The organism is Janthinobacterium sp. SUN211 (assembly GCF_030587315.1).
GTDB lineage: Bacteria > Pseudomonadota > Gammaproteobacteria > Burkholderiales > Burkholderiaceae_D > Janthinobacterium > Janthinobacterium kumbetense.
The window spans coordinates 129078-142722 of record NZ_JAPWIC010000008.1; the positions used below are offsets into that span (position 1 = coordinate 129078).

Annotated in this window: 8 protein-coding genes; 5 read left to right on the plus strand and 3 right to left on the minus strand. The window is 59.4% G+C overall.

The genetic code is table 11. From position 1 onward, the window contains the following. The first annotated feature begins 371 nt into the window (after positions 1-371). Both uvrA and O3301_RS23575 read left to right on the plus strand, forming a co-directional pair. On the plus strand, positions 372-3221 hold the full coding sequence (gene uvrA, locus O3301_RS23570) for an excinuclease ABC subunit UvrA (protein ID WP_251351697.1): 2850 nt from the start codon (positions 372-374) through the stop codon (positions 3219-3221). Between the two features lie 197 nt (positions 3222-3418). Next, positions 3419-4504, plus strand: coding sequence for a hypothetical protein (locus O3301_RS23575; protein ID WP_305057667.1), 1086 nt, complete (start codon positions 3419-3421; stop codon positions 4502-4504). A gap of 185 nt (positions 4505-4689) precedes the next feature. Here the strand turns inward: O3301_RS23575 and O3301_RS23580 are convergent, their stop codons facing one another. Further along, complete coding sequence (locus tag O3301_RS23580) at positions 4690-6561, minus strand: phosphoenolpyruvate carboxykinase (GTP) (RefSeq protein WP_099666117.1); 1872 nt, start codon at positions 6559-6561, stop codon at positions 4690-4692. Between the two features lie 328 nt (positions 6562-6889). On the opposite strand from O3301_RS23580, the gene O3301_RS23585 reads away from it, so the two are divergent. Continuing rightward, on the plus strand, positions 6890-7903 hold the full coding sequence (locus tag O3301_RS23585) for a D-2-hydroxyacid dehydrogenase family protein (protein ID WP_305057668.1): 1014 nt from the start codon (positions 6890-6892) through the stop codon (positions 7901-7903). Here O3301_RS23585 and O3301_RS23590 read toward each other — a convergent pair. Next, positions 7891-8664, minus strand: coding sequence for an L-asparaginase (locus O3301_RS23590; protein WP_305057669.1), 774 nt, complete (start codon positions 8662-8664; stop codon positions 7891-7893). The genes O3301_RS23585 and O3301_RS23590 overlap by 13 nt on opposite strands. A 178-nt stretch (positions 8665-8842) precedes the next feature. Here O3301_RS23590 and O3301_RS23595 point away from each other — a divergent pair, with 178 nt between their 5' ends. Continuing rightward, positions 8843-9328 carry an asparaginase domain-containing protein gene (locus O3301_RS23595; protein WP_034781194.1) on the plus strand — a complete coding sequence of 162 codons (486 nt, stop codon included), beginning with the start codon at positions 8843-8845 and terminating at the stop codon, positions 9326-9328. Positions 9329-9936: 608 nt separating this feature from the next. Then, on the plus strand, positions 9937-12582 hold the full coding sequence (locus O3301_RS23600) for a TonB-dependent receptor (RefSeq protein ID WP_289919890.1): 2646 nt from the start codon (positions 9937-9939) through the stop codon (positions 12580-12582). Between the two features lie 141 nt (positions 12583-12723). On the opposite strand, the gene O3301_RS23605 is transcribed toward O3301_RS23600, so the two are convergent. Then, complete coding sequence (locus O3301_RS23605) at positions 12724-13620, minus strand: recombination-associated protein RdgC (protein ID WP_070302999.1); 897 nt, start codon at positions 13618-13620, stop codon at positions 12724-12726. Between the last annotated feature and the right edge of the window lie 25 nt (positions 13621-13645).

A 13645-nucleotide genomic window follows, 5' to 3' on the forward strand; every position in this document is an offset into this window, starting at 1 on the left:
TGATGAACTGCAGCGGGAGCCGGTGTCCCGCGCGTTAGTTTAGTGTACTAAACGAGGATTATAAGCGACCACGCGGCGCAAAGCACCCGCTTTCTGGCGGACGCCCTCTCCCGTGCGGCAGCACGTTTTTTTCACGGCAGGTGAAAACAAGAAACTTGAATACTGGTATTATATACAGTGTTTGAACGTCTGCACGCATCTGTATCAAACTTTGTCAGGGCACGTTCGCCTGGCGGCGCAATCCGCCCATGGCTGCCTCAGGCATGCAGAGCAAAACCCGGCTATAGTAACAGGTTGACCCGTTGTGGCTCCTCATCTGCACCCAGGCACAATGCGCCGGCCGCACCACTCACTGAAAGCAAGGCAATCACATGGAACAGATCCGCATTCGCGGCGCTCGCACGCATAACCTCAAGAATATCAATCTCGATTTGCCGCGCAATAAACTGATCGTGATTACCGGCTTGTCCGGCTCCGGCAAGTCTTCGCTGGCCTTCGACACCCTGTACGCAGAAGGCCAGCGCCGCTATGTCGAGTCGCTGTCGGCGTATGCGCGCCAGTTCCTGCAGCTGATGGAAAAACCGGATGTCGACCTGATCGAGGGATTATCTCCCGCCATCTCCATCGAACAGAAGGCAACTTCGCACAACCCGCGCTCGACGGTGGGCACCGTGACGGAAATCCACGACTATTTGCGCCTGCTGTATGCGCGCGTGGGTACGCCCTACTGCCCCGATCATCCGGAAAACGCGCTGGCCGCCCAGTCCGTCTCGCAAATGGTCGACGCCGTGCTGGCCATGCCGGAAGACACCAAGCTGATGATCCTGGCGCCCGTCGTCGCCAACCGCAAGGGCGAACACGTCGACCTGTTCGAGCAGATGCAGGCGCAGGGCTTCGTGCGTTTCCGCGTGCAGAGCGGCACGCACGCGGCGAAAATCTATGAAGTCGATGACCTCCCGAAATTAAAGAAAACGGAAAAACACACGATCGACGTCGTCATCGACCGCGTCAAGGTGAACCAGGAGATCAAGCAACGCCTGGCGGAAAGTTTCGAGACGGCCCTGCGCCTGGCCGACGGCCGCGCCATTGCCTACGAAATGGATACGGCCCAGGAACACGTGTATTCCAACAAGTTCGCCTGCAATGTGTGCGGCTATTCCCTGCAGGAACTGGAACCGCGGCTGTTCTCGTTCAACAACCCCATGGGCGCCTGCCCCGAATGCGACGGCCTGGGACACATTGAATTCTTTGACCCGAAACGCATCGTCGCGTTCCCGAACCTGTCGCTCGCCTCGGGCGCCGTCAAGGGCTGGGACCGCCGCAACCAGTTTTACTTCCAGATGCTGTCGAACCTGGCCGCGTATTACGAGTTCGACCTGGACATGCCGTTCGAACAGCTGGCACTGAATGCCCAGCAAGCCGTGCTGTACGGTTCCGGCAAGCAAGTGATTCCGTTTACCTATGTCAATGAACGGGGCCGCACCGTCATCAAGGAACACACGTTCGAAGGCGTGGTCAACAATCTGCAGCGCCGCTACCGCGAAACGGACTCGATGGCCGTCAAGGAGGAGCTGGCCAAGTTCATCAATGAAAAATGCTGCCCCTCATGCGATGGCGCGCGCCTGCGCGTGGAGGCGCGCTTCGTCAAGGTCGGCACGGGCAAGCAGCAGCGCGCCATCTATGAAGTGGCGGAAAAACCGCTGCGCGAGACGCTGGAATTCTTTGAAAAACTGAAACTGACGGGCGCCAAGAAAGAGATCGCCGACCGCGTGGTCAAGGAAATCATTTCTCGCCTGAAATTCCTCAACAATGTGGGCCTCGATTACCTGTCGCTGGACCGTAGCGCCGACACGCTGTCCGGCGGCGAAGCACAACGCATCCGCCTGGCGTCGCAGATCGGCTCCGGTTTGACGGGCGTCATGTATGTGCTCGATGAACCGTCGATCGGCTTGCATCAGCGCGATAATGACCGCTTGATCGAAACCTTGAAACACTTGCGCGACATCGGCAACAGCGTGCTGGTGGTCGAGCATGACGAAGACGCCATCCGCACGGCCGACTATATCGTCGACATGGGCATCGGCGCGGGCGTGCACGGCGGCGAAATCATCGCCGAAGGCACCTTGCCCGAGATTCTGAAAAACAAGAAATCGCTGACGGCGCAGTACCTGAACGGCAAGCTGAAAATCGCCGTGCCGGCCAAGCGCCACGCCAGCAATCCGGAAAAGCAGTTGCTCATTACTGGCGCGACAGGCAACAACCTGAAGAAGGTGTCGCTGAGCTTGCCGGTGGGCTTGATGACGTGCGTCACGGGCGTGTCCGGCTCGGGCAAGTCGTCGCTCGTCAACGATACCTTGTATCCTGCCCTGTCGCGCCATTTGTATGGTTCGCAGACGGAACCGGCGCCGCACGACTCGATCAGCGGCCTGGAACACTTCGACAAGGTCATTTCCGTCGACCAGGCGCCGATCGGCCGCACGCCGCGCTCGAATCCCGCCACCTACACGGGCTTGTTTACGCCGATCCGCGATTTGTTCTCCACCGTGCCGACGGCCAAGGAACGCGGTTACAGCGCGGGCCGCTTCTCGTTCAACGTGAAGGGCGGACGTTGCGAAGCCTGCCAGGGCGATGGCGTGATCAAGGTCGAGATGCATTTCTTGCCCGACGTCTACGTGCCATGCGACGTGTGCCACGGCAAGCGCTACAACCGCGAAACGCTGGAAGTGCAATACAAGGGCAAGAACATCACGGAAGTGCTGGGCATGACGGTGGAAGAGGCGCATGAATTCTTCAAACCGGTCCCCTTGATCGCGCGCAAGCTGCAAACCCTGCTCGACGTGGGCCTGGGCTACATCAAGCTGGGGCAAAGCGCCACCACCCTGTCCGGCGGCGAGGCGCAACGCGTGAAACTGTCGCTGGAATTGTCCAAGCGCGACACGGGCCGCACCCTGTACATCCTCGATGAACCGACGACGGGCTTGCACTTCCACGACATCGATTTACTGTTAAAGGTCATCCACCGCCTGCGCGACCAGGGCAACACCCTCGTCATCATCGAGCACAACCTGGACGTCATCAAGACGGCCGACTGGATCGTCGACCTGGGTCCCGAAGGGGGCGCCGGCGGCGGCCAGATCATCGCCACGGGCACGCCGGAAGACGTGGCCCTGAATCCGGCCAGCGTGACGGGTAAATACCTGGGGCCGCTGCTCAAGCAATAAGCCGCGCCTCCCGCTCGATCCCCCGGCGAATGATCTTGTCCGGGGGATTTTTCTATGGGAAACTATTTTCTCTGGTCACAGCACCGGCTTTCAGAGAAAACATGCCGCACTTCCCTTCACGTTTATCCAGCTGGGTTCGCCATTGCGTAACCACGTCATGGTTGCTGTCGTCCAGCGTGGCGGTGGCGTGTTCCTGCATGCAGGGGATATCCGGCGAGTTCCTCCATGCGGCACCGGCCGCATCCGGCAAGCCGGCCGTGGTCACGGTGCCTGCCAATGCACGCGGCATCCTGTTTCTTCCAAATCAATCTCCCGATTTCCTGCTCAGGGATCAGGATGGCCATATCCTTGTCGGCCCGCCAGTCCCCCTTTCCACCAAGCGGTTTCGTATTATCGAACGCGGTACGGGGCGCAAGCTGACACCGGTGGCGGTACGATTGCGCGTGGAAAAACAGATGGGAGTACAGCCCTATATTTACTATCTGGCCAGCCCGGAAATGCAGCAATGCGCCGAAGAGAAGAACGCGTCCATGCCGATATGCCGCGGAGTGAAAGCCATGGAACGGAGCTGGGACAAACCGGAACCGGAGGGGCCGAGCGATGCCGTCAAGCGCTTCGCCATGCAGCAGGGCTTGCGTGAGGTCAGCGAGGAAATCGATGCCTCCTATGGCTTATACAGGATCGAGGCGCGCGAAGGCTTCAAGCCTGGCAAGCTGTACGACATCAGCTATCGCTCTACAGAGCGCAAGCTAACAGCGGTGCTGCGCATGGGCACCACGCCCTTGCGCATCAATGCCCCAGGCCAATTTTCCATTCGCACAGACGGCGCACCGCGGCGTGAGCGTTTGCAGATGGCGCAGGGTGGCACTTGCTCCAGGACCGCCAAGCTGGCCAGCCAGCCCTTGCAACTGGCTTGGCCACCAGCCTACGACGCGTATGAGTCGCTTGTGATGTACTTCATGCGGCACAAATTACATCAGGAAGACAGGCAGCAAACCGCGCCGCCAGGACGCTTTTTTTCATTCCAATACTGGCCGTCCCTGTGTACCGACATCGCCCATGGCAGCAGCTTTCATGGCAATGGCCGCGAACTGGCGGTCGGCGATTGCCAGGCGCCTGCCCCACGCGAGGTCAAGGCCTACGCAGGCGTGCTGGAAGTGGAAGACCGCTTGCATGAGACAGCGCCCCTGTCCGTCACATTTCCAAAGGCAAAGCCGGATGAGTGTCCAGCAATGATGGACGAGGTCTATCCGATTTATCTCGTGCCGGCCCAGACAGGCTAGACGCCTCAAACGCGCCATAAAAAACGGCGCGGATTGCTCATGCAATCCGCGCCGTTTCTCTTTTTGCTAGCACCCCAGTCATTGCCGGCGTGTCATTTATCTCACGCCAGTCTTTGCCGGCGTGTTTCTCCCCCACTACAACTCTTCACACCTGACAAGCTTGTCAGGCGCCGCTTGACGCTAACTTACGCACTCAGCCGCTTTTCCAGCGCCGCCTTGTGACCTGCCAATTCCTGCGGCAGATGATACGCGAGTTTTTCGAACAACTCCGTATGCAATTTCAATTCTTCCACCCACGCGGCCTTGTCGATCGAGGTGATGGTGTCGAACTGTTCTTGCGTGAATGGCAAGCCATCCCAGTTCAGGTCGCCATACTGCGGCGTCGTGCCGAACAGGTTTTCCACGCCGCCCGCCTTGCCTTCGATACGCTCCAGCATCCATTTGAGCACGCGCATGTTGTCGCCAAAGCCAGGCCAGACGAATTTGCCAGCCTCGTCCGTACGGAACCAGTTGACGCAATAGATCTTCGGCAGGGCAGCCGGGTTGACCTTGCCCACCTTGACGCCCATGTCCAGCCAGTGCTGGAAGTAATCGCTCATGTTATAGCCGATAAACGGCAACATGGCAAATGGATCGCGGCGCACGACGCCCATCTGGCCCACGGCCGCGGCCGTCGTTTCCGAGCCCATGGTGGCGGCCATGTAGACGCCCTCGACCCAGTTGCGCGCTTCCGTCACCAGCGGCACGGTGGTGGAGCGGCGGCCGCCGAAGATGAAGGCCGAGATCGGCACGCCGGCCGGATCGTCCCAGGCAGCGTCGATCACTGGGTTTTGCGTTGCCGCAACCGTGAAGCGCGCATTCGGGTGCGCCGCCTTGGTGCCGGACGCTGGCGTCCAGTCCTTGCCCTGCCAGTCGATCAGGTGGCTTGGTGCTTCTTTCGTCAAACCTTCCCACCAGACGTCGCCGTCGTCCGTCAGCGCCACGTTGGTGAAGATCGTGTTGTCGCGCATGGACGCCATGCAGTTGTAATTGGTTTTTTCGTTGGTGCCCGGCGCCACGCCAAAATAACCGGCTTCCGGGTTGATGGCGTACAAACGGCCGTCGGCGCCCGGCTTGATCCAGGCGATATCGTCACCGATGGTCGTCACTTTCCAGCCGTTAAAACTTGCCGGCGGAATCAGCATGGCGAAGTTGGTCTTGCCGCAAGCGGACGGGAACGCTGCCGCCACGTAGTGTTTCTTGCCTTCCGGCGATTCCACGCCGAGGATCAGCATGTGTTCGGCCAACCAGCCCGGGTTGCTGTCCGATGCTTGCGCTTCCTGGTAACCCATGTTCGAGGCGATGCGCAGGGCGAAACATTTCTTGCCCAGCAAGGCGTTGCCGCCGTAACCCGAACCGAAGGACCAGATTTCGCGCGTTTCCGGGAAGTGCACGATGTATTTGGTGCTGTTGCACGGCCATTTCACGTCGGCCTGGCCGGCGGCCAGCGGTGCGCCCACGCTGTGCACGCACGGCACGAACTCGCCATCCGTACCCAGCACGTCGTACACGGCACGGCCCATGCGGGTCATGATCTTCATGTTGACGGCGACATATGGCGAATCGGACAGTTCCACGCCGATGTGCGCGATCGGCGAACCCAGCGGGCCCATCGAGAAGGGCACGACGTACATGGTGCGGCCGCGCATGCAACCATCGAACAGGCCGTTCAAGGTGTGGCGCATTTCGCCAGGCTCGGTCCAGTTGTTCGTCGGGCCGGCCGCTTCTTTCGTTGCCGAGCAGATATACGTGCGGTCTTCGACGCGGGCCACGTCGCTCGGATCGGAGCAGGCCAGGTAGGAATTCGGGCGCTTTTGCGCATTCAATTTTTTCATGGTGCCGCTGGCAACCATTTCAGCGCACAAGCGCTCATACTCTTCTTGCGAACCATCGCACCAGTAAATACGCTCTGGCTTGGTCAGCGCAGCAATGTCGGCCACCCAGTTGATCAGTTTCTGTTGTTTAATATAAGCTGGGACGTTGAGTGCGGCGACGCCACCCATGACGGGCTGATTCATATTACCTCCAATACCAATAAAAGAAATTCTGGTCATTCCGGCAAGACAGGCAGCATCGTTGAGAGGTGGCTGCGGCTCACTGCGGGCGGTATGCTCACGCGGGCAGGGCTCTGGTGTCGTTTACCTGGATCATGCACCCAGGCTGCAGGAACAGTTTGCGCTATAACTATAATCAGGAAGCTTCAAAAGTGCCGGCGATTGTACACCCGCGTAACGGCTATTCTCGCAAAAATGTAGGAGAATAGCTTGACTAATGTAGTAGGCTATTCAGCATTTCCCGTATCCTGTTATTTCCCTACCAAATCCTCACTAAAATCGGCCATCCACCATGAAAATTGCCATACTCGATGATTACCAGGATGCCGTGCGCGGCCTCGATTGCTTCCAGTTGCTCGATGGCCACGAGGTCAAGGTGTTCAGCAACACGGCGCGGGGCCTGGGCCAGCTGGCGATCCGCCTGGCGCCATACGACGCGCTGGTGCTGATCCGCGAACGCAGCAGTTTCAACCGCGCCTTGCTGTCGAAATTGCCGAACCTGAAACTGATTTCGCAAACGGGCAAAGTCAGCGGGCACATCGACGTGCCGGCCGCCACCGAGCTGGGCATCGCCATCGCGGAAGGCATCGGCTCGCCCACGGCGCCGGCCGAACTGACGTGGGCGCTGGTCATGGCGGCGCAGCGCAAGATCGTGCCATACGCGCAACATTTACAGGAAGGGCTGTGGCAGACATCGTCGCTGGAGCCGCAGCGCAATACGCTTGGCACGGTATTGAAAGGGCGCACCCTGGCGATCTGGGGCTACGGCAAGATCGGGCAATTGATCGCCGGCTATGGCCGCGCCTTCGGCATGAACATCCTCGTGTGGGGCAGCGAAGCGAGCCGCGCGGCGGCCGTGGCGGCCGGCGATACGGCGGCCACGTCGCGGGAAGCCTTCTTTGAACAGGCCGACGTCTTGACCCTGCACCTGCGCCTGTCCGATGCGACGCGCGGCCTGGTAACAGCCGAGGACCTGGCGCGCATGAAGCCGACGTCCCTGCTCGTCAACACGAGCCGCGCCGAGCTGGTGATGGAGGGCGCGCTGGAAGCGGCGCTGCCGCAGGGGCGCCCGGGCGCCGCCGCGCTGGATGTGTTTACGGACGAGCCGCTGCCGCCAGGCTCGCCATTGCTGCTGCTGCCGAACGTGCTGGCCACGCCACACCTGGGCTACGTCGAGCGTGACAGCTATGAACTGTATTTCCGCTACGCCTTGCAAAACATCGTTGATTTTGCGCAAGGTCAATGCACGCGCCTGCTCAATCCCGAGGCGCTGGCGCATGCGCGGCAAGCTCCTCAGGAACGCTGAAAGCCCTTCAACAAGTCCGGCTCGCCCGTGATGCGGATGGCGGGCGCGGGCAGCACGTGGCGGCCGCGCCACAGGCCGGCCCAGCCGGGTGGCCAGGCGATATCCGGTCCGGCGTACGGCGCCACGCCGGCGCGCACGGCAACGACCGGCACGGGCGGCATGTCGGGCAAGGGCTCGCCTGGCGTGCGCTGCATGTCCAGGCTGTACATGTAATTGGGTAATAAAGCATCGCAGACGCGGCCAAACCAGTCGCTATGGTCGTCGTCGCGTCCCAGCGCCTGCGCCAGGCCCTGCGGGTCGAAACGGGCCAGGGCATCGATCAGCTCGCCCGTGGTGGCGCCCGGCGTATCGCCCCAGCCCATCACGGGGTTGACGTTGTAATCGGCGCCCGAACCGTACCAGCCTTCGCGCCAGGGCCGCTGCATCCAGTCGCGCGGCCCCGTAAACAAATGCCAGCGCCAGTGCAGGCCGGACGGCTTGGGCCAGGAATACAGATACAGCTTCTGATAGCCGGCCTGGTGCAGCTCGCGCACCATGGCCATCAGGCGCGCATGCGGCATGCGGTCCGGCGGCGCGCGGCGAAACAGGATCGCTTCGCCATCGGCAAACTGCACGTCGTCGGTCGACAGGTTCAGGTCCAGGGTCCGCGCTTCGCTGCCGAAACGGGCGGCGATCCAGCCCGTCAGCAAATTGACGGACGTGATCACCCCGTAACCGCGGTGGCGGTGAAAAATGACGGTGCCGGGAGCGAGCGCTTTCATACGGAGTCGGGGTGGCAGGCAAACAAAGAAACCAGTGTACTCACAGATGGCCAAATTTTCCAGATGCGGCGCGGTAGCGGGACGGCAGGCACGCTGACCCATCTGCGGCAGCATTCACGCAACGCTGCCAATCCACGCTATCATGCGCGTCATTCTCCACTGACATCGTGACCACATCATGACTTTGCGCATACTCGCCACTGGCGGCACTTTCGACAAACACTACAACGAATTGAACGGTACCCTGGGCTTTTCCGACAGTCATTTGCCGGCAGCGATTGCCCGCGCGCGCATGACGGCGCCCGTGGCGCTGGAGCAATTGCCCCTGCTCGATTCGCTCGACATGCAGGATGCGGACCGCCAGCGCGTGCTGGCCTCGTGCCGCGCGGCACAGGAAAAAGCCATCGTCATCATCCACGGCACCGACACCATGCGCGAAACGGCGCAGGTGCTGGGCGCGGCGAACCTGCAGCAAACGGTCATTTTGACGGGCGCCATGATTCCCTACGAAATCGACAACTCCGACGCCCTGTTCAACCTGGGCTTTGCCTGCGGCGTGGCGCAAACCTTGCCAGCCGGCGTGTACGTGGCCATGAATGGCCAGATCTTCGCCTGGGACAACGTGCAAAAGAACCGCGCCGCCGGCGTGTTCCAGCCCTTGTAGGGCGATGCCAGGACAGGGGTAAAAGCAGACCGGCCCGCGGCCTGACTGACCCTTTGTCACAATTCGACCAGCCCGTTTTCAACGGGCTTTTTTTACGTTTTTTGGCCATTCATAAATTCTGCGAAACAACAGATTTCATCGAATTATTGCAGGTAAAACATCAAATTGCCAATACAATAATTTTATGTTGTAAAAAAACGCCATTGATCATTTTTAAAAACACCGATATTATTAAATATAAAACTGCAATTTAACAATTAAATTAAATATTCTTCTGTATCCATAATTTATTGCCAAATCCGACACGGTTGATATGCATTTTTTCTTGCTGAGACGACATAATGTTCGCCTCGACAAGTCAAAAGTGCATTTATAACAATATTGCGCTAAGTAGTCTTCCACCTCCCACCGACGTGGTTCCGCCTACCGTACACGAGCACCGCTGGTCATCTACCCGATGGCCAGAGCGGTGCTCGTGTACTGCTTGTCGTTATTAAAACTACTACGGAGTAATTGTTACAATGGCATTTAAAGAAAAAATTGGCGTACGCAGCGTACGCCTGGCCCTGACCGTACTGGCAGGTAGCGTCTTGTTCTCTGGCCAATCCATGGCGGACGAAGCAATTCAAAAAGTTGAAATTACCGGTTCGAGTATCAAGCGTATCGCTGTCGAAGGCGCCTTGCCTGTACAGCGCCTGACGCAAGAAGCGATCGCCAAGACGGGCGCCACCACGGTTGCCGACCTGCTCCAGGCACTGCCCGCCATGCAGGGCTTTACCGTCGGCGCCGCCGCAGCAGGCACCAATTCGGGCGGCCGCACCAGCGCGTCGATCCATGACATCGGCGAAGATTACACCCTGGTCCTGCTGAACGGCCGCCGCATCGCGCCACAAGGCTCGGGCACCTCCGTCAACCTGAACGCCATTCCGATGAGCGCCGTTGAACGCGTCGAAGTGCTGACCGACGGCGCTTCGGCCCTGTACGGCTCGGACGCCATCGCCGGCGTGATCAACTTCATTCTGAAGAAGAACCAGCAAGGCGGCTCCCTGGAAGCCACCTATGGCGGTCCGGAAGACAAGGGCGGCAACGCCTGGAACACCAGCGTGACCTATGGCGTCGGCGACATCGACGAAGACCGTTTTAACGTGCTGGTATCGTACCGCCATGACGAGCAATCGAACTTGCGCGCCACCGACCGCACGTTCGCCCGTTCGTCGCGTATTCCAGTGAGCTTTAACGGCAAACAATACGTCTACGACAAGACCGCCATAGGCACGGCACCGGCCAACGCCACCGTGTCCGTCAAAGGCAAAGACGATTACCTCTTCAATCCATACCTGGCGAAGAATGATAATTGTGGCGCCGTGACCAATGCCCCACTGGCAGCCAATAAGCTGGCTTGCGGCTACGATGGCGGTTCGACGGTTGAAATCGTGCCTGAATCGAAGCGCGACAGCCTGTTTACCCGCGCCACCTACAAACTCAACGATTCGCTGAATGCGTTTGCCGAAGTCGCCTACTCGCGTTATGACCTGACCGCGCGCATCTCGGCCAATCCGGTGGCAATCCCGATTGCGCTTAACGGTGCGCAGTACAACAAGTATGTCCTGCCTTACCTGACACCAGAGCAGGTCAAGGACATCACCTCCGTGTCAGCCAACTATCGCATGAGCGACTGGGGTACCCGCGACTCCAACACCATCACCGAGACCAAGCACTTCGTCGTCGGCGTCGAAGGCGAAATTGGCGCGTGGAACATCGATGCGGGCCTGACCTGGTCGCAAAATTCCATCGATGAACGCTACATCGGCGGCTATGCGAAAACGGCCGATATGAAGGCCCTGCTGAAAAATCCGGCGTTCAACCCGTTCGTGCCGGCCGGCACGCCATCGCCGGAAATGCAAGCGCTGATCAACAATTCGCAATTCAAAGGCTCGATCCGCACGGCATCGACCACCATGCGCGGCATCGATGCGCACGGTTCCCGTGAACTGTTCACCTTGCCAGGCGGCAAAGCCAACATCGGTATCGGCGCCGACTACCGCGAGTACAACTACGGCCAGACGCCAGATGCAGGTGCAAACACCAGCACCATCTACGGCTTCAACACCTCGCCACGCTATGACCTGAGCCGTTCAACCTACGGCGTCTTCGCCGAATTGCTGGCTCCGATCACCAAAACGGTAGAAGTGAGTCTGGCTGGCCGTTATGACTCCGTGTCGGCGATCGACAATGGCGTCATCAACAAGACCATCGGCAAGGATGCCAATGCCAATACCTACAAGGTCACGGCACGCTGGCAGCCGATACAGCAAGTACTGCTGCGCGGCTCCTACGGCACGGGCTTCAAGGCTCCGGACATGCTGAGCATTGGTCAGCCACTGGTCAACAACGGTTTTACCGGTGCTACCTGGAATTGCCCATTCCCAGGCGATGCGCTGTGCCGTGCGCCTAACAGCCAGTACAATAAAATGGCTGGTGGTAACGAAAACCTGAAACCGGAAAAATCGAAACAGTTCACCGTCGGTTTCCGTATCGAGCCTAGCTCGGCATTCTCCTTCGGCGCCGACCTGTGGGACGTGAAAATTACCGATGCGGTTTCGTCCGTGAGCGAAGCGCAAGCGTTCAACAACCCAGGCATGTACCGCGACCTGTTCGGCATCTACATCGAACCGACGACCGGCAAGCCGTACTATGCGTTCAAGTCGCTGTCGATGAACATTGGCCAGACGCATAACCGCGGTATCGACTGGGACATGACGGCACGCAAGAAGTTCGATATCGGTAACTTCACGGCTAACCTGAGCGGTACGCATATGCTCAAGGCCGACTACACCGTACCAGGCACCAAGGATCAGTGGACCAACAACATGAACTACTACGGTATTTCCGATGCCGTCACGTTCCGTAACCTGATGAAGCTCAACATGAGCCTGGAATCGGGCAAGCTGACCAACACGGTCATCGTGAGCTACCGTAATGGCTACACCGACGCTTCGGCCGAGGTGGTCAACCTGGCCACCAACGCAAAGGAAAATATCCGTCTGCACGTGCCTTCGTACACGACGGTTGACTTCCAGGGCCGCTATGCGTACAGCAAAGCAGTGACCTTGCGCGCAGGTATCAAAAACCTGTTCGATCGTGAACCGCCGCTGTCGCTGCGCAGCTCGCGTGGTCACCAGGTTGGCTACGATCCACGCTACGCAGATCCAATGATGCGTTCGTTCTACTTCACGGCCCAGTACAAGTTCTAAGTTGACCTCGTCAACCTAGGCTGAGCCGACCGAGGGCCTTGCAAACGCAAGGCCCTTTTTTTTCGTCCAAAGCCCGTCATGCCAGGCGAAGGACGAAAAAAAAGGAGCCGCAGCTCCTTTTTCGTACCGGCATGACTGCGCTTATGCAGTCGCTTCGCCGCCCAGGGCTTCGACCACGTCGGCCATCAGCTTGCTCAACTCGCCCGTCATCAGCATCACGTCGCCGTCGAAACGCTCTTCGTCGTTCTTCGTGCTCGATTCCGTTTCCTTGATCACGTCCAGCGGCTTGACGCTCTTGATGGCCAGCGATTCCGTCAGCACGAACGAAATCTTGTCGTTCCACGTCATGGCCAGGCGCGTGCACTGCTTGCCGGCCGCGATGTGGCGGCGCACGTCGTCCGCTTCCAGGGTGTGGCGCACGTAGCGCACGGTGGCCTTGCTCTCGCCCGTGGCGCGCAATTCCGTATCCATGTCGACCGTGAAGCCGGCAGGCGCATCGTCCGCCTGCAGCCATTCCGTCATCACCGCCACGGGCGAGCGCTGCACGCGCAGGCTTTCCAGCGGCAGCTTGTCCACGGCCTTGAGCAGCAGCTTGATGACTTCATCGGCTTTCGCCGGGCTGGCGGCATCGATCACCAGCCAGCCATTGACGGGATCGATCCACGTCCAGACATTGCTGCGGATGCTGAAGGCGCGCGGCAACAGCTCGTCGGCCACGCGTTCCTTCAATTCCTTCATGGCTTTCTTGCCTGGTGCAAAGCCTTGCGCTTCTTCCATCTCGGCGGCGCGGGCCTTGGCCACCTGGTTGATGACGGTCGCTGGCAACAGTTTCTTTTCCGTACCCAGCAAGATCAGCATCTGCTTGTTGACCACGTGGACCAGGCCGCCGTTCGGGCGTGGCGTATCCCAGCCCTGGCGCATCAGATCCATGCTGGTCGCCGGCGTAAATTTGTTCGAGGACAAGGCCTCTTCCAGTTGTTCTGGCGTATAAGCCCATGGTGCGGGCAGGCGGTAAATCTGAAGATTCTTGAACCACATAGTTTTTGTCTTCCGTTTGTTTCAG

Excerpts from the sequence above, each read along its gene's own strand:
- uvrA (WP_251351697.1), top strand. The coding sequence starts at position 372 with ATGGAACAGATCCGCATTCGCGGCGCTCGCACGCATAACCTCAAGAAT.
- O3301_RS23575 (WP_305057667.1), top strand. The coding sequence starts at position 3,419 with ATGCAGGGGATATCCGGCGAGTTCCTCCATGCGGCACCGGCCGCATCC.
- O3301_RS23580 (WP_099666117.1), bottom strand. The coding sequence starts at position 6,561 with ATGAATCAGCCCGTCATGGGTGGCGTCGCCGCACTCAACGTCCCAGCT.
- O3301_RS23585 (WP_305057668.1), top strand. The coding sequence starts at position 6,890 with ATGAAAATTGCCATACTCGATGATTACCAGGATGCCGTGCGCGGCCTC.
- O3301_RS23590 (WP_305057669.1), bottom strand. The coding sequence starts at position 8,664 with ATGAAAGCGCTCGCTCCCGGCACCGTCATTTTTCACCGCCACCGCGGT.
- O3301_RS23595 (WP_034781194.1), top strand. The coding sequence starts at position 8,843 with ATGACTTTGCGCATACTCGCCACTGGCGGCACTTTCGACAAACACTAC.
- O3301_RS23600 (WP_289919890.1), top strand. The coding sequence starts at position 9,937 with ATGGCGGACGAAGCAATTCAAAAAGTTGAAATTACCGGTTCGAGTATC.
- O3301_RS23605 (WP_070302999.1), bottom strand. The coding sequence starts at position 13,620 with ATGTGGTTCAAGAATCTTCAGATTTACCGCCTGCCCGCACCATGGGCT.